The organism is Nocardia iowensis (assembly GCF_019222765.1).
Lineage (GTDB): Bacteria > Actinomycetota > Actinomycetes > Mycobacteriales > Mycobacteriaceae > Nocardia > Nocardia iowensis.
In genome coordinates, this window is record NZ_CP078145.1 from 5,086,327 (window position 1) to 5,108,279 (window position 21,953).

Annotated in this window: 20 protein-coding genes; 7 read left to right on the top strand and 13 right to left on the bottom strand. The window is 65.2% G+C overall.

Translation table 11 applies throughout. The annotated features are described in order from the left end of the window. The first annotated feature begins 74 nt into the window (after positions 1-74). Entirely contained in the window at positions 75-1,964 is a 1,890-nt protein-coding gene (locus KV110_RS23345; protein ID WP_218469416.1) for a helix-turn-helix domain-containing protein, read from the top strand. Between the two features lie 28 nt (positions 1,965-1,992). Here the strand turns inward: KV110_RS23345 and KV110_RS23350 are convergent, their stop codons facing one another. Further along, positions 1,993-3,372, bottom strand: a complete 1,380-nt coding sequence (locus KV110_RS23350) for an acyl-CoA dehydrogenase family protein (protein WP_218469417.1) — start codon at positions 3,370-3,372, stop codon at positions 1,993-1,995. Between the two features lie 300 nt (positions 3,373-3,672). On the opposite strand from KV110_RS23350, the gene KV110_RS23355 reads away from it, so the two are divergent. The 3 genes from KV110_RS23355 to KV110_RS23365 all read left to right on the top strand — a co-directional run bounded on the left by KV110_RS23355 (position 3,673) and on the right by KV110_RS23365 (position 5,961). Then, complete coding sequence (locus KV110_RS23355; RefSeq protein WP_218469418.1) at positions 3,673-4,455, top strand: phytanoyl-CoA dioxygenase family protein; 783 nt, start codon at positions 3,673-3,675, stop codon at positions 4,453-4,455. 118 nt (positions 4,456-4,573) lie between these two features. Continuing rightward, entirely contained in the window at positions 4,574-5,179 is a 606-nt protein-coding gene (locus KV110_RS23360; RefSeq protein WP_218469419.1) for a carboxymuconolactone decarboxylase family protein, read from the top strand. Beyond that, positions 5,176-5,961 (top strand): CPBP family intramembrane glutamic endopeptidase, encoded by a 786-nt coding sequence (locus tag KV110_RS23365; protein WP_218469420.1) that lies wholly within the window; start codon positions 5,176-5,178, stop codon positions 5,959-5,961. The genes KV110_RS23360 and KV110_RS23365 overlap by 4 nt, the downstream gene beginning before the upstream one ends. Here the strand turns inward: KV110_RS23365 and KV110_RS23370 are convergent. Both KV110_RS23370 and KV110_RS23375 read right to left on the bottom strand, forming a co-directional pair. Next, a complete protein-coding gene (locus tag KV110_RS23370) occupies positions 5,897-7,024 on the bottom strand; it encodes an NAD(P)H-binding protein (RefSeq protein ID WP_218469421.1) in 1,128 nt (375 codons plus the stop codon). The genes KV110_RS23365 and KV110_RS23370 overlap by 65 nt on opposite strands. A gap of 217 nt (positions 7,025-7,241) precedes the next feature. Next, positions 7,242-8,243, bottom strand: a complete 1,002-nt coding sequence (locus tag KV110_RS23375; protein WP_218469422.1) for an Lrp/AsnC family transcriptional regulator — start codon at positions 8,241-8,243, stop codon at positions 7,242-7,244. Positions 8,244-8,377: 134 nt separating this feature from the next. Here KV110_RS23375 and KV110_RS23380 point away from each other — a divergent pair, with 134 nt between their 5' ends. Then, on the top strand, positions 8,378-9,226 hold the full coding sequence (locus KV110_RS23380; protein ID WP_218469423.1) for an NAD(P)H-binding protein: 849 nt from the start codon (positions 8,378-8,380) through the stop codon (positions 9,224-9,226). 21 nt (positions 9,227-9,247) lie between these two features. On the opposite strand, the gene KV110_RS23385 is transcribed toward KV110_RS23380, so the two are convergent. From KV110_RS23385 to KV110_RS23395, 3 genes are read right to left on the bottom strand one after another with little or no spacing between them, the layout of a single operon-like run. After that, positions 9,248-9,904, bottom strand: a complete 657-nt coding sequence (locus KV110_RS23385; protein WP_218469424.1) for a response regulator transcription factor — start codon at positions 9,902-9,904, stop codon at positions 9,248-9,250. Further along, positions 9,895-11,037 carry a sensor histidine kinase gene (locus tag KV110_RS23390; protein WP_218469425.1) on the bottom strand — a complete coding sequence of 381 codons (1,143 nt, stop codon included), beginning with the start codon at positions 11,035-11,037 and terminating at the stop codon, positions 9,895-9,897. Before KV110_RS23390 ends, KV110_RS23385 begins: the two co-directional genes overlap by 10 nt. Further along, positions 11,034-11,690 carry a DedA family protein gene (locus KV110_RS23395; protein ID WP_218478795.1) on the bottom strand — a complete coding sequence of 219 codons (657 nt, stop codon included), beginning with the start codon at positions 11,688-11,690 and terminating at the stop codon, positions 11,034-11,036. Before KV110_RS23395 ends, KV110_RS23390 begins: the two co-directional genes overlap by 4 nt. A 161-nt stretch (positions 11,691-11,851) precedes the next feature. On the opposite strand from KV110_RS23395, the gene KV110_RS23400 reads away from it, so the two are divergent. Further along, positions 11,852-12,955, top strand: a complete 1,104-nt coding sequence (locus KV110_RS23400) for a serine hydrolase domain-containing protein (protein ID WP_246633927.1) — start codon at positions 11,852-11,854, stop codon at positions 12,953-12,955. 167 nt (positions 12,956-13,122) lie between these two features. Next, a complete protein-coding gene (locus KV110_RS23405) occupies positions 13,123-14,217 on the top strand; it encodes a lactonase family protein (protein WP_218469426.1) in 1,095 nt (364 codons plus the stop codon). A gap of 11 nt (positions 14,218-14,228) precedes the next feature. On the opposite strand, the gene KV110_RS23410 is transcribed toward KV110_RS23405, so the two are convergent. The 7 genes from KV110_RS23410 to KV110_RS23440 form a co-directional block, all read right to left on the bottom strand. Continuing rightward, on the bottom strand, positions 14,229-15,377 hold the full coding sequence (locus KV110_RS23410) for a matrixin family metalloprotease (RefSeq protein WP_218469427.1): 1,149 nt from the start codon (positions 15,375-15,377) through the stop codon (positions 14,229-14,231). 252 nt (positions 15,378-15,629) lie between these two features. Continuing rightward, entirely contained in the window at positions 15,630-16,091 is a 462-nt protein-coding gene (locus KV110_RS23415) for an anthrone oxygenase family protein (protein WP_218469428.1), read from the bottom strand. Next, positions 16,088-16,924, bottom strand: a complete 837-nt coding sequence (locus KV110_RS23420) for an SDR family oxidoreductase (RefSeq protein WP_218469429.1) — start codon at positions 16,922-16,924, stop codon at positions 16,088-16,090. The genes KV110_RS23415 and KV110_RS23420 overlap by 4 nt, the downstream gene beginning before the upstream one ends. A 329-nt stretch (positions 16,925-17,253) precedes the next feature. Then, complete coding sequence (locus KV110_RS23425) at positions 17,254-18,573, bottom strand: M14 family zinc carboxypeptidase (protein ID WP_218469430.1); 1,320 nt, start codon at positions 18,571-18,573, stop codon at positions 17,254-17,256. A gap of 361 nt (positions 18,574-18,934) precedes the next feature. After that, positions 18,935-19,441 (bottom strand): lasso peptide biosynthesis protein, encoded by a 507-nt coding sequence (locus KV110_RS23430; RefSeq protein WP_218469431.1) that lies wholly within the window; start codon positions 19,439-19,441, stop codon positions 18,935-18,937. After that, complete coding sequence (locus KV110_RS23435; RefSeq protein WP_218469432.1) at positions 19,438-19,713, bottom strand: PqqD family protein; 276 nt, start codon at positions 19,711-19,713, stop codon at positions 19,438-19,440. The genes KV110_RS23430 and KV110_RS23435 overlap by 4 nt, the downstream gene beginning before the upstream one ends. 5 nt (positions 19,714-19,718) lie before the next feature. Continuing rightward, positions 19,719-21,443, bottom strand: coding sequence for an asparagine synthase-related protein (locus tag KV110_RS23440; protein WP_218469433.1), 1,725 nt, complete (start codon positions 21,441-21,443; stop codon positions 19,719-19,721). Between the last annotated feature and the right edge of the window lie 510 nt (positions 21,444-21,953).

Here is a 21,953-nt window from a genome sequence, read left to right on the forward strand (position 1 = left end):
ATGTTCACTACGCACCCGGGCTCCGTGCACCGAGAATGGTATTTCGGCGACCACCACACACGAGGCATGACCACATGCGTGACGACCAGGATCCGAAGATCAAGCGGGGCAGGCCGCGCGCCCCGGTCCGCGCCCGCTGCCAAGAACACAACGAACTGGCCGAGTTCCTGCGCCAGCGCATGGACACCGCCCGCGTCCGCCAGACCGATCTCGTGCGATCCGGACGCCGGCGAGCCGCGGTCTCCGACAAGCTCAGAGGCCTCGGCCTGGACTGGACGTTCATCACCGACGTCCTCACCGCGTGCACCACCGACCCGAGCCGGTTGCGCAGCGATCTCCAACTCGCTCATCAGCTTTGGCAGCGCGGACTGACCAATCCCACCCCGCCGTTCCCGATCGACAATCAGCCACGTCAGGCCCGCGACGCCTACCAGGCCGCGCTGCAACACCGCCGAGACGCCGACGGCGAGGTCATCGAGGTCCAGCGCGAGCTGCTCGTCAAACATAAGCAGCTCGAATCAGCCCAGGCCGCCGCCCGCGAAGCCGACGCGGCGCGCCGCATGGCCGGTGACATCGTCGTGCTGCTCACCACGGTCGTGTTGATGCTCGCCGAGGAAATCCAGCAACTCACCCACGCACCACCGAAGAACCACCGTGGCAGTACCCCCGCGACCGGCGGCTCGCTCGACTGGGCCATCAACCGCCACGACCTCGCCGTCGACCAACTCGCCGACAGTCAACACCAGCACCAACGCGCGATCCGAACCTTGGCCGCCGCCACCGTCCGCGTACGCCAACTGCGAAACATGCTGCACACCTACGCGTCCCACGGTCCGCCTGAGCACACCGCGCTCGACAACAGCGCCTTGGCCATCGCCGAACCGCTCTCGCTCGACAACATCGACCGCGTCCTGCACGTCATCACCAGCACCCGGCAAACCATGATCGACAACCTCGACCATGCCGTCATCGACCTGTACGACGCCACAACGACCACCATCGCGCCGGGCCGACCCGCACCGCAGTCCCGGCGAGCGGGCCTGCCCGACCCATCCGGCTCGTACGCACTCCTTCCGATGAAAACTTCTGCCATCGGACAGGTCGGGCTGCACCGAATGCACTCGTATTTGACGCTGGCAGGCATTCTTCCGATCAGCCACGTGCTCACCGGACGGCGCGACCAGTTCAGTCAGCAATTGGCCTGGGCTGCCTCGCGTGCGACCGACGCACTGATCTTCATCTACCAGGGCGGGGCCGTGTTGACCGATGACGACCAGATCCATCTGATGGACACGCCGGGCTCCTATCGCACCATCCAGCAGTCGATCACCGAGTCCCGCGCCGCGCGAAAGCTGGTCGTGCTCGACATCGCATCCCGTTCCGAGATACCCGCTGATCGGTTTGCCGTGCCAGGGGCGGTGGTCGCCGTGTGTATCCGGGCCAGGGGCCACTTGGGTTTCTTGTCCGTCCTGGACGACATCCTGCTGTTCGGGATCCGCCAAGGACCCGAACTGATCGATATCGCAACGATCTTCGACCATCTGCTGGCCGAGCCCGATCTGTATCCCGCCGCTTCCCGGCCCCGGATCTTCGGTGAGATCGGCGGCAGGCCACTGGCTCTCGGACGCAACCAGCCCCCGTTCGGCGGCCTCGACCACCCCTTGGCCGACAACGAACTCATCGCCGAGAACGAGGCCGAGTTCGCCGACCTGCTCCGCCGCATTCACGACAGATCGGCGGTGCCGTTGCCAGCGGTCGCGGCTATCACGGGAATCTCTCTGCAAACCCTCGACGAATATCTGCGCGGACGAAGCATCAGCCGAGACGACCTGCAGCGGATCTGCCGAGCATGCGGCGTGGATCCCGGACAAACCGGCCGCATCGCGGCCCTCCACAAGGAGGTGTATGACGGGTGGCGGCTCACGTATCAGACCCGGCACCGCAGCACCGGGGGCAGCCGATGACGGAGCAGATCGAAGGCGACGTGCACGTTCAGCGCGGCGGACGAAGTATCTTCAACGCGGCCTTCAAGATCGGGCCCGGCACGCGATCTCGCATATTCAATGCCGCCGCCGCAGCGGTGGCTCGCGCCTCGGTGCCGCGGCCGAACATCTTGTTCAACGGGCCGCCTGACGGCTCGAGGTCGATGTGCAGCGGCGGCTTGCCTTCGGCCGCGCCAAGCGCGTGCGAGATGACAATGCGCTGGATCTCACTGGTGCCTTCGAAGATGGTGTACAGCTTCGCATCTCGGTACCACTTCTCCACCGGATGGTCGCTGATGTAACCCCAGCCGCCCATCGTTTGTATCGCGCGTTCGGTGGCTTTCACGGCAAGCTCGCTGGCCGCCAGCTTCGCCATCGAACCTTCGCCGCGCTCGAAGGGCACGCCGTTGGCCGCCATCCAGGACGCCCGCCACGTCAGCAGCCGCGCGGCGTCGAGCTGGGTGGCCAGATCCGCGATGGGGAAGGCTATGCCCTGATTGTCGATGATCGGCGCACCGAAGGCCTCGCGCCGGTTCGCGTACGCCGTCATGTATTCCACAGCGGCTCTGGCGATTCCGAGCGCCTGCGCGGCAACCATCGGGCGAGTCTGTTCGAAAGTACCCAGCGTCACCGAACCGGACCGGCCGTCACCGCGGGCTGCCGCACGCCGCTTGGCCAGCGAGTTCGCCAGCTTCTCCGGGCCACCGAGCAGATTGTCCATCGGCACGCGCACACTGTTGAACTTCAACTCCGCGGTATGCGATGCGCGACAACCCAGCTTGTCGAGCTTTCGCACCAGCTCCAATCCTGGTGTGCCGCCGGGCACGACGAACAGCGCCTGGCCGCGGTGCCCCAGTTGCTCATCCACCACCGCGTTCACGACATGCACGTTGGCGATGCCACCGTTGCCGATCCACATCTTGTGGCCGTCGATGATCCAGTCGTCACCGTCGCGGACGGCACGGGTGCGCAGATTGCGCACGTCGCTGCCGCCCTCGGGTTCAGATATCGCGAGCGCCGCGAGCTTCAGGTCGCCAGGCGTGCCGAAACATTCAGGCGCCCACCGCAACATCTGCTCTGGGGTGGCGGCTTGGCCGATCGCCGATAGGGCGAGGGCAGGCATCACGATCGCCAAGCCGATGCCGGCACAGCCCCAGAACAACTCCTCCATGAACATCGGAAGCGACAGCCCGGTCGGGTCGCCGATGAGGTCGCGGTAGAACAGTGGGCTATAGAACCCCCGCTCGGCGGCCTCTTCGAGCACCGGCCATGGGAACTCCTGGGCCCGGTCGTAGTGGGCCGCCACGGGCCGGATGCAGTCCTGCGCGAATTCGTGCGCCCGCTCGGCCAGGTCGTGCTGCGCTGCCGTTGGTTTCAGGTCGAAGGTCACGACTGGTCGATACCCGCCCACAGCCGGTCGACACGCCGGAGTCGCGATCGGGCTGTATCCACAGGACAGCCGCCGTTGTGGCGGCGCTCGGTGCGCTTGCCACGGCGATCGCGCTCACTGTGCCCCAGGCGGGGGCCACCGTCACGCGGACTTGTCCCACACCACATTTCAGCCGGCTGTCGCGACGGCGGACGCGTCCGGAACGGTGCGCACCACATGGATCCCGGTTAAGAAGGGACAGCACCGGATCTGGGTGGGCGAATTCGGGTCCGGGGCGGAATTCGATCGTATCGTTGAGTAGTGACGCTCGATGACGCACAGATCACCACGTTCATCGAGGACGGATTCGTCCGTATCGACGCAGCGTTCGCTCGCGCTACCGCTCGGCAGTGCCTGGAGATCATGTGGCCGGATACGGGGTGCGACCCCCATGATCCGGCCACGTGGACCAAGCCGTTGGTGCGATTGCCCGGATACGACGCCGAACCGTTCCGCACGGCCGTCCAAATGCCCGTTCTGGAGCGAGCTTTCGACCAGCTGGTTGGTCCCGGGCGATGGGTGCGCAGGTCCGGGCTCGGCACCATCCCGGTCCGTTTCCCCCATGCCGATCCGCCGCACGACGATTACTGGCACTTCGAGGGCAGCTATCTACCCGCAGGTTGGCACGGCCACTCCTATACCAACTACCGCTCCCGCGGCCGCGCCTTGCTGATGTGGTTTCTGTTCACCGACGTCACCGAGGTCGACGCGCCGACCCGGATTCGGGTCGGTTCCCACCTGGCCGTGCCGGGTCGCCTGCTGCGCTACGGCGACGAGGGCATCGACGCCACCCGGATCGATGAGACGGGGGTCCTAGAAGCCACCGCCGACCTGCCGCTCGCCCACGCCACCGGTCGCGCAGGCGATGTCTACCTGTGTCATCCGTTCTTGATCCACGCGGCACAGGCGCACCGGGGCGATACGCCACGCTTCATGGCTCAGCCCACCCTGGAACCTGCCGCGCCCATGAAGGTCGACCGCGCCGACGGCGCCTACTCCCCGGTCGAACGCGCCATCCGGCTGGGACTCGGCCATTCGGAGTGATCGGGCAGCGCCGCCGGGGCGGCGAGACCCGCAACCGGTCAGGGTAGCGGTAAATTCGCTGAAACCACGGACTCATATCCGAACATCGTCGAATACAACGGTCCGCTGGTGCGTGATCGTGGCCGATTATTTCGAGGAGGCGTTGATGGCCCGTTTGCCGTACGGCAATCTCGATGCCCTGCCGCCCGAGGTCCGGGCGCAGGTGGAACTGTTCGGGGACTTGAACATCGATCGGATGCTCGCGCATGCCTGCACCGTGATCGGACCCTTGCACGAAACAACTCGTTCGATCCTGGCCGAATCCACACTCGACCCGCGGCTGCGGGAGTTGGTGATCCTGCTCGTCGCGCACCGACGCCACTGCGCGTACGAAGCGGTCCAACACGAGGTTTCGGCGCGAGCGGTCGGTGTGACCCAAGCGCAGCTGGACGCACTCGGCGCGAACGAACTGACCGACCGGGTCTTCACCGATGCCGACCGTGCCGTCCTCGCACTGGTCGACGCCGCGTTGATCGGACAGGGCGACGTTCCGGACGATGTTTTCGACGGCGCACACCACCATCTCGACGATCGAGGGACGGTCGAGCTGATGATTCTGGTCGCGCTCTACTCCGGCGTAGCCATTCTGTTGAACAGCCTGCGGGTCGACATCGACGCTACTGCCCGAATGCGCTTCGCCCCGAATGGGAACGGAGATTCGGAAGGACTTTCGGGTAATAGTTGACGGTCGGTGACCAGCATCCGGGGCGGGTCAGCTCGGTGCTCGGGTTTCCATCGTGGAATGGTGTTCCGGTGCAGGCATGGCGGCGAATCTCCCAGACCGGGCGCGCTCGGCTCGCCGATGCGGCGTCGCGGGACCGCGGACAGGCCGCGGTGGGGCTGCGCCGCAGACGTGTGGTGACCGCGCTGACCGTACTGATCGGGGCGACGGTCCTGGGGATGTCGGTGCGGCTGGACGCCGAGAGTCCGCTGTTCTATCCGGCGACACTCGGTCTTGCGGTGGTCTGGACGGTGGGCGCTGTCGTGTCGGGGCCGGTGAGCATGGGGCCGCTCCGATCGGACGAGCGCTTTCGCCGTCCCATCCTCGTGCCGGTTGTGGTGGGGCTGGCCTTGGCGGCGATATTCGTTGTCGGCGGTGTGGTGGTCCGCGCATTACCGTGGGTCACCGACCAGGTCGATCAGGCACTGCTGCACGCGAGGCCCGGACCGGCCATCGCCCTCGTCGCGGTGACCGCCGTCAACGGAATAGCCGAGGAGTTGTTCTTTCGCGGTGCTCTCTACGACGCGGTTCGGGAATACCGCCCGGTGCTCGTCTCGACACTCGTCTACACCGCCACCGTTCTTGCGGCGGGCAATTTCGCGCTCGCCTTCGCCGCCCTCTTGCTGGGTTTCGTCACAGGGTTGTTGCGCCGCGCCTACGGAGGCGTGATGGCTCCGGCTCTTACTCATGTGATCTGGTCCGGGTGCCTGCTGTTCGCATTGCCTTGGGCTTTTCCGGTTCCATAAGGACCGTCGGATCATCGGAGTCACCGCCTCGCAGTCCCATGCGAAGACGGGTGAGCAATGGTCGGGGTAGGTAGGTTCGGCGCCCGTTTTCGATCGCGACGTCGCCGCCCGCCCACTCGGGGTCGGTCGATGAAGGTGCCTGAACGTCTCCGTGTGCGGCCGTACCCTCGCACCGAGTGGTCAACGATCGCCGGAAAGCCTCGTCGATGCTCAGAAATTCTCGACTGTCGGCAAGGTCGCGTTTCGCGTCGTCGTCCCGGGTGATCAGATCGTGGGCCAAACTCTCCGCCAAAGCTGTCACGGTGCTCGACGGCACACCGGTTATGCCCGCGACGAGCCGCCCCACCAACCAGGTGGGCACCAAGGGGAGACGGATCTGAGTGCGTCGCAGGCCCGCGACGCGGGCGTACCTTTGCAGAAGTTCGGGGTAGGTGAGGATTTCGCCACCGCCGATATCGTAGGCCTGGTTGCGCGGTTCACCGGTCACGCTCGCGCACAACAGATGCACCACATCTTCGACGGCGATCGGCTGCACCCGCCGGTCCATCCAAGTCGGAATGGGCGTGACCGGGACTCGCTCGGTCATTTTGCGCACGATCTCGAACGATGTCGAGCCCGCACCGATGATGATCGCGGCCCGCAGCACGGTCGTGGGAACCGGCGAGTTCAGAAAGGTCTCTTCCACCATCTGCCGTGACCGCAGATGGTCGGACAATTCCTCACCGACCGGGATGAGCCCGGACAGATAGACGATGCGCCGCACGCCATTGGCCGTAGCCGCGGCGGCGACGGCTTCGGCCGCTTCGGCGTCCTTTCGGATGAAGTCGCCGCCCGCCATGGAATGGACGAGATAGATGATCGTATCGATACCGCGCGTGGCGGTATCGATGGTGGCCGGGTTTTCGACGTCGAATTCACGTGCGGCGACCTCAGCTCCCCAACCGAACCGGCGGCAAGACTCGGGATCCCGCATGGCCGCGAAGACCGTATGGCCCTCTGTGAGCAAGGCTGGTATCAATCGCGAACCCACATAGCCTGAAGCACCGGTAACGAGGATGCGCATAACGTCTCCTTCGCGTCTTCCTGCTGAGTGGGTTTTACCGCGACCGCCCTCCATCCTCTCACTTTGGTGACCATGTGGCTATCTGATAAAAATGCAGGTTATCCGGTATTTGCTGGGCTATCAGTGATCCATGGCAAGTATTTAGCAAGATGGTCGGCGTGCGGTCGGGAAATCACAAGCCAGCTGGGAAACCGCCAGGCGTTGGTGCCCCGCGTATCTATGGACGACGAGTGCCGCGGGCAGCCTTGGGAAGTTCGGCGGTGACGCGGCCCGCGGCCTTGACCGTGGCCAAAACGGGTGTGGTCTCCAGCGTTCGGATGGCACCGATATTGCCGAGGCGACGGGTCAGATAGTGGTGCAAGGCGCCCGGGTCGGGGCACATCGCTTGCGCCACCAAGTTGCTCGGGCCGGTGGTTGCGTGTACGAAGGCGAGTTCGGGATGCTGGGCCAATTCCATGCCGACCTGGTCGAGTTGGCCGGGTGCGACCGACATCCACAGCAGCGCTTGGACATTGGCGCCGAAAAGGGTGTCATCGGCTTGGACATCGAAGAAGATCTCGTCGCGTCCCCGTAAATCGGCCAGCCGTCGCGCGACGGTCGCCGGTGACCACCCGGTGGCGGCGGCCAACTCGGCCAACCCCGCCCGTCCATCGGCCTGTAGTGAGGTCAGCAGGACATCGTCGGCGCTGGACACAGCCCGTCCGGACATCGGCTTGCCGTAGCGCGGCTCTAGCTGACCCTGCTGTTGCTCGTTCAGTGCCGCGATCTGTCCGCGCCACGGGGTCGGGCCGCCCAGGTAGGTGTGCAGCACGTAATGGGCCGATACCGTCGCGATGCCCGCGGTGCGGGGTATGTCTTTCAGCAGCAACGAGTGCGCCGCGTCCGCTTGGCGTGGAATGCGCACGATGAGCAGGATTTCCGTGCCGCCGGACAGCAGTTTGATCCATGAGGTGTCCGGCCTGCGGGCCAGCGAATGCGCGAGCGTGCGAGCCGCCGCGGTGGTGGCGCCCAGGCGTACCAGCCAGCGCGTGTGGTCGTCGCGCTCCAGGTGGCTCAGGCCGACCACCCGCAGGCCTGCCTCGGCGCGCAACCGCCGATAGCGGCGAGCCACGGTCTGTGTCGATACGCCCAGCACCTCGCCGATGCGATTGAACGGTGCGCGGCCGTCGATGTGCAGGGCATGGACGATGCCTCGGTCCAGCTCATCGATGGTGGTCATTTCCCTCAATATTCCAGGCCGGGTGGAAAATATCGACAAACTTGGGCTCGCACGTGGAGTGGTAGCTCGGTCGGATCGATGCTGGTCGAGTCGCGGGACTGGCCGCGACGCCCACGAACCGACAAAGGATGGTCATGATTCTCGTAACTGGCGCTACCGGCACTGTCGGCCGCTCACTTGTCCACCAGCTCGTCGCCGCGCAGGTGCCGGTGCGCGCGTTGACGCGGCGACCGGCCGCCGCGAAACTTCCCGATGTCGTCGATGTGGTCGCTGGCGATTTAAGCAAGCCCGCCGACATCGCCGCGGCGCTGCGCGGCGTCGACCGGGTCTTCCTGCTCTCCACCGGTCCCGACATCCCCACCCACGACGCGAACCTGATTCGCGAGGCCGCGCGTGCCGGAGTCGCGCACGTGGTCAAACTGTCCTCCGGCCGCACCGGCGACGACACTGCCACCGACCCCATTCCGAGCTGGCACCGCCTCGGTGAACAAGCGCTGCGCGACAGCGGCATCGGGTGGACCATCCTCGGTCCACTCGGCTTCATGGCCAACGCGCTGCACTGGGCCGGCTCGATTCGCAGCCAGGACAGCGTGTTCGCCCCCTACGGCCACGGCCGGATCGCGGTCATCGACGAAGACGACATCGCGTCCGTGGCCGCCACCGTGCTCACCACCGACGGTCACGACGGGCGCACCTACCGGCTCAGCGGACCGGAGGCATTGACGCCCCGCGAGATGACCGGCATTCTCGGGGACCTTCTGGGCAGACCGCTACGGTTTGTCGAAGTGGAGCCCGCCGTCGCCCGTCAGGCGATCCTGGACCACGGACAGACCGAGGTCATGACCGACGCGATCATGGCGCTGCGCGCCACGGCACTGGAGTCGTTCACCTCCGCCGTACACCCGACAGTCAGCGAAGTCACCGGCCGCCGACCGAATTCGTTCCGGGAGTGGGCCACTCGGCACATCGCCGACTTCACCTGACCGGTCGATCCGGTGGTGGCCTCAGGTGTCGGACGCGTCGGCGCGAAGGTACTCCAGGATCGCGAGGACGCGACGATTGTGCGCGGCGCCCGGTGGCAGGTCGAGCTTGGTGAAAATGGCGTTGATGTGCTTTTCCACCGCGCTGCGGGTGATGTACAGCTCGTCGCAGATCGCGGAATTGCTGTGTCCCTCGGCCATCAGCGTGAGCACCGTGCGCTCACGCTCGGTGAGGCGATTCAGCGGTGATTCGGCGCGACTGTGCAGCAGTAGCTGGCGCACCACTTCCGGGTCGAACGCGGTGCCGCCGTTACCGACCCGCTCGATGGCGTCGAGGAACGCGTCGATGGCCGAGACCCGGTCCTTGAGCAGATAACCGATGCCGCCGGTGCCGGTCAGAAACTCTGTCGCGTAACGTCTTTCGATATATTGCGAGAGGACGAGAACGGCTACGCCCGGCCAGCGGCTACGGATCTCCATGGCGGCGCGGATGCCCTCATCGATGTGATCGGGTGGCATGCGGACGTCGGCGATCACCAAATCCGGCTGCCGAACCCGCACGGCGGCAAGCAGTTCGGTGGCGGTGCCGACGGAGTCGATGATTTCATGGCCCTCCGCGGTGAGTAATTGGGCGATGCTCTCCCGCAGCAGCGCGGAGTCGTCGGCCAGCGTTATCCGCACGGCACCTCCACCCGAATGGTCGTCGGGCCGCCCGCCGGACTGTCTATCGCCATATTCCCGTCGAGCGCGGTGATCCGCGCGGCGATGCCGGTGAGGCCGTGACCGCTCGGGTCGGCCCCACCGCGGCCATCGTCGCGGACGAGCATGGTGAGCGAACCAGCTCCTTGCGTGACGGTGATGTCGACGCGCTGCGCCGCGGCGTGCTTGATGACGTTCGTGATCGCCTCGCTCGCAGTGAAATAGCACGCCGACTCCACCGGCCGCGGTGGCCGCCGCGTGAGCCGATAGTCGATGTGTGTCGGCACGGGCGTGCGGTCGGCCAAGGCGTCCAGCGCACTGCGCAGTCCGTCGCGGTCCAGCATGGCCGGGTAGACGCGCCAGGAGACCGCGCGGAGATCGTCGAGGATGTTGCGCGTTTCCACGAGCGCCCGGCGATGCATATCGGCCTGCTGCCGTGGCTCGGATTCGCGTTCGGCCCGGCCGAGCAGAATCGACAGGGCGACGACGCGTTGCTGGACCCCGTCGTGGATGTCGCGTTCGATGCGGCGCCGCTCCTCGTCGATCGCCTCGATCACCTCGGCCCGTGCCGAGGTGAGCTGGACGACACGTTGCTCCAGTTCACCGGACCCCGGGCGGGAGAACAGATTCCACAAGCGCACCTCCATGCCGACGATGCCGATGAGTCCTTGCGCGGCCAGGTACATCAGTACCAGACCGGGCAGCACCAACACGGCGGCGGTCATCCACGTCACGCGGCCCGGCTCAGGGGCATCCATGACCGGGACCGCGCCGCCCGTCACGGCGCCGATCAGCACGCTCACCGCGACCACCAGGCCCGCGACGATCAGCATGAGGATGATCGCGGTCAGCGCGCCGACCAGTGCGCGCACCGCAAGATACCCCGCCGCACGGTGACCCGTCGGGTGGCCGCGAAGCGGGGCGCTGGACAGGTTCGCCAACCTGCACTGCTCCAACGCGACGACCGACTGCGCCGCCCGCGGCGCGAACAGTCCTCCGGCCATTCCGGCAAGGTCCACCGGAACCATCAGCACGCCGAGTCCCAAGCCCACGGCGATACGCCCCGCGCGACGTGCTCCCCGGACCTTGGCCTCGGTGGGCAATGTCGTCGTCATCCTCCGATTCTCGCGTGCCGCCCACGCCGCGCGCCGCGCACCCGGCGCACCACGAAGATCGTGAGGGCGACCAGAACGGCGAGGATGACGAACTTCTGCAGCACGTCGGCGTAGAGCTGCACCGCGTCCCAGTTTTCGCCGAGGAAGTAACCCGCGAGCACGAATATCGAGTTCCAGATCAGGCTGCCCGCGGCGGTCAGGGCGGTGAAGCGGACAAGGTTCATCCGTTCGATTCCGGCGGGGATCGAGATCAGGCTGCGGAACAGCGGGATCATCCGCCCGAAGAAGACCGCCTTGGTGCCGTGCCGGTCGAACCACGCCTCGGCCTTGTCGACATCCGAGACACGCATCAAGGGCATCCGTGCCACGATGCGCCGCGTCCGGTCGCGTCCGAGCAGCGCGCCGAGCCCGTAGAGCACGAGGGCGCCGACAATCGACCCCGCCGTCGTCCAGAGCAGCGCCTCGGCCAGGCCGAATTCGCCACGGCTGGCGGTGAATCCGGCCAACGGCAGGATCACCTCGCTCGGCAACGGCGGGAAGAGGTTTTCCAGGGCGATCGCAATGCCTGCGCCGGGACTGCCCATGGTCTCCATCACGTGCACTGCCCAGCCCGCGATGCCCGAGAGTTCGCTGCCGGTCGAATCCGTTGTCATATCCATGGCGTCGACGCTAGGAACGCGGCGCGGTCCGGACACTGGTGCCGACCACCCGACACCGGCGGTACAACCGCACCCGCGGGGTAGGGTTTTCCACACCAAAGGTGCGGGGACTACCGTATCGTCCTCGCGTCAGCTCGGGCTTAGCGTCGATGATCATGCGGAAGAAGCTGTTTCGAATCACGATGGTGACGTGCGCGGTCATAATCGCGGTGGCACTGCTATTCGTGCTGGTCCTCGTCACACAACGGGAGCAGGTCCTCGCCTTCACCGTGCGCCGCACCGCCGGATGGACGAATACCGATGTAATTCTGCGGGTTTCGGACTCGGGACAGTCGCAGGTGTGGGTGACGAGCGGCGCCGGTGTCACACACAACGGACCACTCGGTGCCGCCAGCCGATTCCGAATCGGCAGTATCACCAAAACCTTCGTCGCCACAGTGGTGTTGCAACTGGTGGACGAGGGGCGGATCGCGCTCGACAGGCCGATTGCCGAGCAATTGCCGGGGATGGTGCCCGACGGGGAGCGAATCACCGTGCGGCAGTTGCTGAACCACACCAGCGGCCTGTACGACTACATGAAAGACCCTGGCATGTCGACCAACCGTTGGCGCGGCAGCGAGCGTTTCATCGGATATCAGCCACAACAGTTGCTGGAGGCGGCCTTTCGCCACGCCCCCTATTTCGCACCCGGGACCCGGTTCCGCTACTCCAACACCAACTACATCGTGCTGGGCACGCTGATCGAGCACGTCACGGGAAGCAGCTACGGGGACGAGATCGCCCGCCGCATCCTGGAACCATTGAGACTGTCCCACACCATAATTCCGGGTAACGACCCAGCCATACCGGCTCCGGCGATCCGCGCCCATCGCACGCTCGACGGCGGAACGACCGCCGATGTCACCGAGATGAATCCCTCTCTGGACTGGGCCGCAGGCGAAATGCTGTCCACGACGGCAGATCTCGACACGTTCCTCGAAGCCCTGCTCTCGGGCAAGCTGACAAGCGGACAGTCGCTCGCGGAGATGATGCGCACGGTGCCGATGGGCATGGGATTCCACTACGGCCTCGGCATCCAGCGTTTCGACCCACCGTGCGGTGGGCCGGTCTGGGGCCACGGCGGCGAACTGCTCGGTTACCTGGCTTTCGCGTACCGGTCCCCCGCAGGGCGAGCCATGTCCATGGTCATCGCCTCTGCCCATTCCTCGGACGCGATACCCCTGTACGCGACTGTCACCGCCACGTTCTGCCTCGCCTGATCGGCCGGAGCCATGGCGGCATCGATGGGCCGGTGTCGGCGGAACAACCACGCTCCCATGGCTACACGCCGGTAGTATGGGTAGATGATTGCGGTCCGCCGGAAAGCACTTCCACCGTTGGGTTTACGCGATTCCGGCAAGCGAACTCCGTACTCGCGGCGGCGCTGATGTCGAGCCCCGCGCCCGCCTCCGCCGCCGGGGCAACCGAGGCGGACAAGGTCTATGTCGCCAACAGCGGCAGGGACTTCGACGGCGAGGTCGGCCCGCACAACATCGCGATCTTCACGGTCCGCGCCGACGGCGGGTTGACACCGTTCGGCGATCCGGTGCCCACCGGCATGGGTGCCCGCAGCCTCGAGTTCAGCCCGAACGGGCGCTTCGCATATCTCGCAGCCATCGAGGAGAACGCCGTCTATTCTTACGCGGTGGACCGTGCCGGTGGTCTCACCGGGTTCTCGCCGGTGCGCACCGGCGGGCGGTCACCGTTCGGTCTGGCCGTCGCGCCCGACGGCCGCTCGCTGTACACAGCGAACATCGGCAGCGGCACTGTCGCAACCTTTCGCGTGCGCGAAAGCGGTGTGCCGGTGCTGGCTGGAACTACCGCCACAGAGCAGCCCAATCCCCGAAACGTGTTGGTCAGTCGAGACGGCCAGTTCCTGTTCGTCAGCCATGGCTTGCCGAACAGTGCCGGACCGGACGCACTCGTGCTCTTCCCCATCCTGCCCGGCGGCACGCTCGACCGCCCGCGGCCATCGGTCGCTATCGGCGGCGGAGGCACCGGGATGGCCCGCACGCCGGACGGCCGTTTCCTCTACATCGCTTGTTCCGGCACCAACGATGTGTACGCGTTCCACGTCGGCCGGAATGGTGCTTTGAATCCTGTTCCCGGGCAGCCGTTCCCCGCGCCACGCACACCGGAAGGTGTGACGGTCACGCCCGACGGCACGCGTCTCTACGTGACGAGCGTGGCCAGTCAGCCCGAGCCCAACCCTACCGAGGCCGGGGTGTGGACCTTCGCCATCAGCGACGACGGCGCTCTGGACCCGCTCGGTCCACGGATCGGTCCCGGCCTGGGGCCCGGGGTGGTCGCGGCAGCAGACGGAGAGCGCCTATACACCGGCAACTTCTTCGGCAACACCGTGTCTGCCTTCACCATCGCCACCGGTCCCCCGGAGGAGATCGCCGACTCGCCCTACTCCTCGCGGGGAACCGCTCCCGGGTTCGACGCCGTCGCGATCCGACCCCGAACTACGAGGGAATAGACACATCCGGTTCAGCTGGCTTTGAACCAACCATCCCAGGTGTCTTGTTCTGGCTGGCCTCGCCAATCACCCCAGGCGTCTCGCTTTGGTTGGCGCTGCCAACTGTTCAAGGTGTCCTGTTCTGGCTGGCTCTGCCAATCACCCCAGAAGTCTTGCTCTGGTTGGCGCTGCCAACTGTCCCAGGCGTCTTGCTCTGGCTGGCTCTGCCAACTGTCCCAGGCGTCTTGCTCTGGTTGGCTCTGCCAATCACCCCAGGCGTCTTGCTCTGGTTGGCTCTGCCAACTGTCCCAGGCGTCTTGCTCTGGTTGGCTCTGCCAATCACCCCAGGCGTCTTGGTCCGGCTGGCTCTGCCAATCACCCCAGGCGTCTTGGTCCGGCTGGCCCTGCCAATCACCCCAGGCATCTTGGTCCGGCTCACTCTGCCAATCACCCCAGGAGTCCTGCTCCGGCTGGCTCTGCCAATCACCCGGATCACCCGCCTGTGTGGTGTCATCTGTTGGTTCGGTCTGGTCGTCTGAATTTGTTGGCGTGGTCTGATCGGACGGATTATTCGGCTTTCCTCGTTGGTACATGCTATTGAGCTGGCTGATCTCATTTTGACTCAACGGGGTCGGGCCGCTGTTGCACCTGTTGACCACGCTGGCCATAATGCTGCAACCGCTGTCATTGTGATCGAGACCGATAGAGTGCAGGAGTTCGTGCGCGGCGACCTCGGTTCTATCGTCACGTTCCATGTTGCGATTATTAGGGTCGAGTTTGACAAACGGGCCATTATCCCATCCGCCCAACCCGACTACACCTCCCCCTAGCGGGCCGTGACTGATATTGATGGCACCCCTGCCCGTGCCTGGTTTCAACACCAATTCGAGGCCCGGGGTCGAATTCAGGTGCTTGACGGCTTTCTCTATGTCGGGGTCGTTGACCCTATTGTTGTAATGAATGATCGCTCTGCCGTCGGAGTCGTAGCCCTGAATCTGCGCCCGATAGCTGAAACTTGGCGCCTGAGCTGCGGCGGTGGCGCTTGTCGCCACACTGAGCGCGCCGGGAGCGAGCAGGCTGCCAGCGAGCAGGGTGGCGAATAGTCGGGGTGTGCCATACGTGGTCGACTTTGCGGCTCGATGTCTTCCGCGATAGTTACGACGATGGACAGCAGACGGCATAGCGCGGGAGACCTCCGGGTGTATTACAGGCAAAGTTTCTACCGAACCCTGAATGGCGGCTGTGCCATCGGCTGCGCACTTCCGGATCGGCACCGTCGACTGTACTGGGCACCTGGTGGGTGAATGCAAGTTATGTAAGTCAGGCCTTAACTGTTGAAATCAGCCCTTATGTAAGTCGACAGGAGCCGTTGTAGTTTCCTATACTCGACCAAATCCGTGCGAGTGGAATATCAGGAGGTCGCCGAATCGCCGCTATCTGCTCCGGCTGGGCAGTACAGCAGCGAAGGCCAGCAATCCGAAAGCGAGGACCGCGGCCGCCGTTCGGACAGCGTGCGCGATCTGCCAGCGGTCCCGCACGTCGGACCAGTCGGCGGGCGGAGACTGGACGCTCCATTCGAGCTGGTCGGCATTGATCGGAAGATTGACCGCGATCGTGAGGCCGAAGACGCAGACGAGCAGCGCGAGCGCGGCCACTGTCAACCATCGAGTGCTCGTTCGGAAAGCCCGGTAGGCCAGTACCGCCGTGCCGAGCAGCGCGGGCAGCAGCGTGACGACAGCGAGCTTGTCCAGGGAGTCGAGCTCGACCAGCCTGACCTGGGTGTAGACCGCGCCATCAAAGCCTCGCAGGGATAGCTCCAGGACCAGGACGCCGATGAGGAATCCGGCGAAGAGCCCACTGAAAACCAGGCTGGCGAAGCGTGCGTACTTCGTCATGACCATGCTCCCGCGTGGTCGGCGACCCAGGTCGCGAAGGTACGGGCGGGGCGGCCGAGGATCGTCTCGATCTCGGTGGTTACCGTTGCGGGTCGCTCCATTTCACGCTGGTAGCGCGCCATGAGTGCATGGACGAACCGCTCGTCGAGGCCGTTTCGAAGCATTCCTTGGGCCGCCATCTCGGCCGGGACCTCTTCGAACCGCAGTGGCCTGCCGATCACCGCGCCGATGATCGGCACCATCTCATCGAGCCTGAGCGCCTCGGGTCCGGTGATAGCGATCCTCCTGCCGAGAAGGGAGTCATCGACAAGCGCACGGGCGATCACCTCGGCGACGTCGCGCTCGTGGATGACGGCCTCGGCGAAGCCGGCGTACGGACCCCGGACGGTGTCACCGAGTGCGAGCTGACCGCGCCACATAGCGAGCGTGTTCATCGCAAATGAGCTGGGCCGCACCGCAACCCACGGGAGGGCGCGCTCGGTGACGGCACGCTCCACCTCGGCGTTACGGTCGCCGTTGAAGCGCGAGGGCTGGTGATCGGGGTGGTCGTCGACGTTGATCGCCGACATGACGACCACCTTCCGGACCCCTTCTTCGGCAGCAAGCCGAAGGAGCTTATCGGTGTCGTCCTTGGCTGCGCGGGGATGGACGAAAAGTCCGCGAGCGCCCCGCAGCGCTCGTCGGATCGCCTCGGGCGCAACAGCTTCCACCCCGGCGGGAAAGGTGGCGTCCTCCGGGCTGCGGGTCACGGCCCGGATCTCAGCGCCTTCCGAAAGCAGTGCTTCGACGAGTGGGCGACCGATGAGGCCGGTCGCTCCGGTTACTAGGTACATGCGGCATCCATTCGACTGTCATATAGTACGAGAATCGTAGCATATACTTTGGATACCATATGATATGACTAACGTAACAAACGCTAGCCGGAAGATGGCGCGATCGTGGTGGAGCTGACGAGCCGCTACCTCGACGCGAGAAACGCTGCGGCCAACCGATGTCAGCGAGCCGGGACCCCAGACTCGCTGACGCCTCAGCTCACCGGCTCCCCCAGCAAGAACGAACTGCCGCAGGAGAATTGATCAAATCCGCGGTGGTGGCTGGTGGGACGACCGGCCCGCACCGGCCCGGTCACTGTGGACCGGGCCGGTGAACTGGGCGGGGGTAATCAGGGATTCGGCTGAGTGGGTGTTTGTTTGTAAGGAGCGCCGGCGGATTGGGCGGCGGTGGTGAACGCCCTCTTGATCTGCGGCCAGAAGGTGCTGTCCACGCAGGAGTAGCGGGGCATGAAGCCGCCGCAAGCCGACGTGTTGTTCGGGCCGATTTCGATGGTGAGGGTTGCTAGTCCGAGGGCTCCGTGTGCCTGATCGTCGGTCGTTCCGGTGGTCGAGTATCCGACGGTCTCTTCGGAGGTGCCGACGATGAACCCGGGCACGATCTTCTTGGCCAATGCCCGCAATTGGCTCGCGTTCTTGCTCGTGGCATTGCTCGGAATGATCCCGTAATTGCCGTAAGCATGCAGATCGATCACGATTCCCTTAGCGGTGTCCGGGACGTCACCGCCTCCGCTGGGACGCTGATTGGTGAACAGGCTCGCGTACAGATTCTTTACCGCCTGCGTTTCCGGTTCGGAGCCGGCACGCGGACCCTGGTAAGTCTGCGAACAGGGGTTTCTCGAATCTCCGCCCCAGCGGACCGGGAAGTTGCGATTCAGATCCACACCGGGCCCTCGGCCGGATCCATCGACGACGGCGCAGGACGGCGGTGTCGCGCTGTTGTTGACGTTCTTGCGTTGCATCTTGGGCCTGTTCCCGCCGCTGGCCGTCACGTCGACACCGTCCGGGTTGGTCACCGGGACGATCCAGACCTCGGTGGTGTCCAGGATCGAGGTAGCCGTGGGATCGGTGCCATAGCCGGTGGCGAGGTAGTCGATCCATTTCCACGCGAGTTCACCGGTCGCCAGCTCGCGGGCGTGGATCTGCGCGGTCAGCAGAAAGCGAGGCTTGCGCGAGGAGGGTGACAGTGCGCAGCCGTCCGGTTGGGCCGTCGCTTTCGCCGCTGCTTTCTCCTTGTCGGTTGCCTGCTTCGCGATTCCGGTCAAGCAGATGACGTTCATGGTGTGGCCGCCCGTGCCTCTTTCGGCCAGCCAACTCTTGCCGATGTTGTGCACCTGGGCGATTCCGGGATTCTTGGTGGCGACATCCCGGGCATGGCGGAGCATGTCGGCTGCGGTGTGATAGCCGCCGTAGTACGTATCGTCGGGGGCTCTTCGCTCCGGTGGCAACGGCTTGTATACCGGTGCGCGCTTTATCGGATTCAGTCCCCGATCCCTCAGCGTTTGGGCTACCGCCTCGTCGACCGCGATGGTCACCGTGCCCGGACCTGCGGGAACCATCTCGATCCCCGCATCGGCGATGATGTCCACCTGTGTCTGCGACGGCACCGCAACGTCCCAGTAGTAGGGAGCATCATCCTGGGCGTGCGCCATCGCTGGATTGAAAACAAGCGTCGAAAAACCACCGATAACCACTGCGGAAATAGATGCAAGAATAGTGCGGAAACTGCTCATGGACTTACCCTGTCTCTCGCGCCACTTTCGAATGCCGCATTCCACCGCGTGGCGTTGCTTGTAGTCCCCTGCGTCGAAGACTGGTGGGCGGCGACCGGCGGAGGTCGCCGAGGAGATATCCATGACCGACCGACGCCTTGCCTCGGTGCCACCGCGAGCGACGGAAGATACGAGGGCATATCGGCTCCTCCATACGGGACGGATGAATTCCCGATGCCCGGAGATTAGGCCGATATGTCGGCTCGGTGAAACCCCAGTCGACGAGTGGGGAAGGGGTTGATCAACCGCTGAGCGCGCTCGCCGAAACCCGTTGCAGCACCGAGAAACCCAGGGTGACGTCCTGGTTGTCGTTGAGCACCTCGCCGTACAGTTCGGTCCACGAGTGGAACGAATAGCGCGGGTTGGTTGAAGTCCGCTCCCGCGCCACGATGACTTCGGCGGGCAGTCCGGTCGCCGAGAGATAGGTTCCCAGCGATAGCGAGCGGGCAAGACACAGCCCGTTCGGCTGCAATGTTCGCAGAACCAGCTGACTGAACAGGATTTCGCGCCGGGCAAGCCGGATCGCTACCGCCGGTTCCAGTTCGGCGTGCAGCTGCCAGCCCGGCCCTGGGCGCAGGTCCCGCAGGTAGCTGTGCGCCGGGCCCCATCCCTGCTTACCGAGCAGGCGGAGCGCGGTCCAGGTGCTCCGCAGCGCGTGCCCGCGGAGCCGACGTGACAGGCGAGGCGGTGGCGGGACGCCGTCGATATCGGACAGCATGGACTCAAGTTGACGTGCCAGTTCGGTCATTGCGACGCATCCGTTCGCGCGAGCAGCCGGTGTTCGGCGAGCTGGTCGATCAGCTTGCCCAGCCCGGCCCGCAGTACCTCCGCGCTCGCGTCGATGCGTTGCTCGAGTTCGCGCACCGCCTCCTCGACGGTCTCGCTGGTCATCGCGGCCTGGACCATCAGCGTGGCCACCGGATTCAGTTCGAAGTAGACACCCGCCCGGGTGTCCATGATGATGCCGACGCCGTCGGTGGTGTCCAGGATGGCGTCGTCGCCGAGTTGCAGCAGTGACATGATGATCAGCTCCTCACCGAGTGCGATGTCCGGCTTTCCAGACTGCGGAGGAAAAGCTCCGTCATGGCCGCGCAGATCAGGCTCTCCGCGTTGCGGCGCGTCGAGGACGGATGGCCGAGTACGGCGGCCAACCGCTCGGGGTCCACGATGTTCATCCGCGCCAGCCGGGAGTCTGGCCCGAGCAGTGCGGTGAATGCCTCTGGATGGTTCAGGCAGAAGTTCTCGTGCGGCGAACCCAACCAGAGCCGGCCGTGCCGACGCCAGATCATCGGTGGCAGCCGATCTTCGAGCATCAACCGAAGTACCGGCTTGTCGATGTTTCGTCCGCCGTAGGGAATGCACCGGTAGGCCCGTGGCATGCCGGTTGCCAGCTCATACAGTCCCCGATCAGCCATCGGGGAACAGAATTGGACGCCGTGTGGCCAGGAGAGAGCAAGATCGGTGATCTGTTCCTCGGGAACGAATTCCGGGTCGGGCAACTCGAACGGCACGCCCGGCATCGGGACGAGGAAGTCCGGTTGCCGCGTGTGGTCGCCGAACGCTGAAGCATCGATCGCCAGTGAGTACGACCGGCGGACGCTCCTCAGCAAAGCGTCCAGTGTCCAGCGTGAGCAGAGCAGTCCCCGCAGCATCAGGCTTTTCTCCGCCCAGCTCAGCCGGCCCCACAGCACATCGCGCACGCCGTAGTCGGGGGCCGGGCTGAACAGCAGGTCACCGTCCCGACCCCAGGTGAGCAGCTGCACGCCGTCCGCTCGGACCCGCTGCACGATCTGTTCCAGCCACCGAAACCCGGTGTGGTTGTAGGGGTGGGAGAACCGCCAGTCCTCGCTCACGTGACCGGCGCCGGTATCGGTCATGATCGGCACGAAGGGGATGGACAGGTGTCGGCACACCTCGCGGGCGTAGCCGGATTCATCGGCCAGCGGATCGTCGGTGCCCAGGTGGTAGGCGGTGACCTCGGCGCCGTTGGCCGCCAGTGCGGCGGCGACCGCGGAAGAATCCAGGCCGCCGCTCAGCAGCAGACCGATGTGGCCGACGTGCGCGTAAGGGCGGGTCGCGGCCAATAGCAGTTCCCATGCGCGGTCCGCGTAATCTCGCGGCGTGCTGCCCCGTGGCAGCGGTTTCGGCGTGATCCGGTCGTACTGGATGACCTTGGCCGACACACCGTCGAACACCATCAGGTGACCCGGGCGGAGCAATCCCAATTCGGGATAGGCAACGAGGCTGTCGCCGCGGCAGATTCGCCAGATGGTTTGCCGGTCCAGCCGGTCGAGGGCGTCGGGGACCAGGTCGGCAGGATCGCTGGACCACTCCAACATGTTGCCGGACTGCTTGTAGAACAAGGTGTTTCGGGTGAACAGGCTGCGGAACAGGAAGGCCCGATCGTCGGTGATCAGGCAGCCGACCAGATCACCGGGCAACCCGGCCAGCTCCGGATACCGTCCGCTGCGGAGCGTGGCGGTGATCCGGTCGACGAGGGCATTGTCCAGCATTCCGGTGAGGGTGCCGCCCAGTGCGAGATGGGTTCGATCGGTCGAATGTGCGGGCTGGACGGTCGCACCCGTTCCCGGTCTGGTCCACTGCCGCAGATACATCGGGCTGTCGGGGACGCGGCGTTCGGGGAAGGCGGTGTAGGGAACGCAGGCGTAGTCGACGGGAGTCCCGTCACATGGCAAGGTCACTCGGCCGGCGCAACCGAGATAGTCCACGGTAAGTGGAGAATGGTCCATGATGGACGGAACCTCTCATTCGCCGACAATCTTCGGCTGAAGGGGCCCCCTCCCCCGCTGAATTCCTAGTCATGAGACGCGGGAGGGGACCACGGGTCGATCACTTCATACGGCTAAATAAGGTTGCCGTGGCTGACGAGATCGGGCACGCCCTTGAACAGGATCGTGGTGTGCTCCTCGACCGTGCCCAGACGTGTCACCTCGGGCTCGATGTAACTCATCTTCATCATTGTTGTCACCTCCTTCCAATTTCGTAAACGGAAGTGTGCGACTGTGGCACAACACAAAAACGGATATGTCATGCAGTCGACACACTGAGGATTCGGTCCGCAGCACCGACTGGGCAAGCCGGTGCGCGGCCAGAGACAGGTCGTATTACGGGAAATTCCGGGAGCGGCGGTCGGTGCGCTGCGAAGAATCATCATCCGTAGCCCGAGCGGGCTAGGCCAATCCATACCGTCCGGGCTCGAATTCGCCGGGGACGCAATCGGTTCGGCGGTCCGGGTGAAT

Coding starts and splice junctions, on each gene's coding strand:
- KV110_RS23345 (WP_218469416.1), top strand. CDS start 75: ATGCGTGACGACCAGGATCCGAAGATCAAGCGGGGCAGGCCGCGCGCC.
- KV110_RS23370 (WP_218469421.1), bottom strand. CDS start 7,024: ATGCGCATCCTCGTTACCGGTGCTTCAGGCTATGTGGGTTCGCGATTG.
- KV110_RS23375 (WP_218469422.1), bottom strand. CDS start 8,243: ATGACCACCATCGATGAGCTGGACCGAGGCATCGTCCATGCCCTGCAC.
- KV110_RS23380 (WP_218469423.1), top strand. CDS start 8,378: ATGATTCTCGTAACTGGCGCTACCGGCACTGTCGGCCGCTCACTTGTC.
- KV110_RS23390 (WP_218469425.1), bottom strand. CDS start 11,037: ATGACGACGACATTGCCCACCGAGGCCAAGGTCCGGGGAGCACGTCGC.
- KV110_RS23395 (WP_218478795.1), bottom strand. CDS start 11,690: ATGACAACGGATTCGACCGGCAGCGAACTCTCGGGCATCGCGGGCTGG.
- KV110_RS23400 (WP_246633927.1), top strand. CDS start 11,852: ATGCGGAAGAAGCTGTTTCGAATCACGATGGTGACGTGCGCGGTCATA.
- KV110_RS23405 (WP_218469426.1), top strand. CDS start 13,123: ATGTCGAGCCCCGCGCCCGCCTCCGCCGCCGGGGCAACCGAGGCGGAC.
- KV110_RS23410 (WP_218469427.1), bottom strand. CDS start 15,377: ATGCCGTCTGCTGTCCATCGTCGTAACTATCGCGGAAGACATCGAGCC.
- KV110_RS23415 (WP_218469428.1), bottom strand. CDS start 16,091: ATGACGAAGTACGCACGCTTCGCCAGCCTGGTTTTCAGTGGGCTCTTC.
- KV110_RS23420 (WP_218469429.1), bottom strand. CDS start 16,924: ATGTACCTAGTAACCGGAGCGACCGGCCTCATCGGTCGCCCACTCGTC.
- KV110_RS23425 (WP_218469430.1), bottom strand. CDS start 18,573: ATGGCGCACGCCCAGGATGATGCTCCCTACTACTGGGACGTTGCGGTG.
- KV110_RS23430 (WP_218469431.1), bottom strand. CDS start 19,441: ATGACCGAACTGGCACGTCAACTTGAGTCCATGCTGTCCGATATCGAC.
- KV110_RS23435 (WP_218469432.1), bottom strand. CDS start 19,713: ATGTCACTGCTGCAACTCGGCGACGACGCCATCCTGGACACCACCGAC.
- KV110_RS23440 (WP_218469433.1), bottom strand. CDS start 21,443: ATGGACCATTCTCCACTTACCGTGGACTATCTCGGTTGCGCCGGCCGA.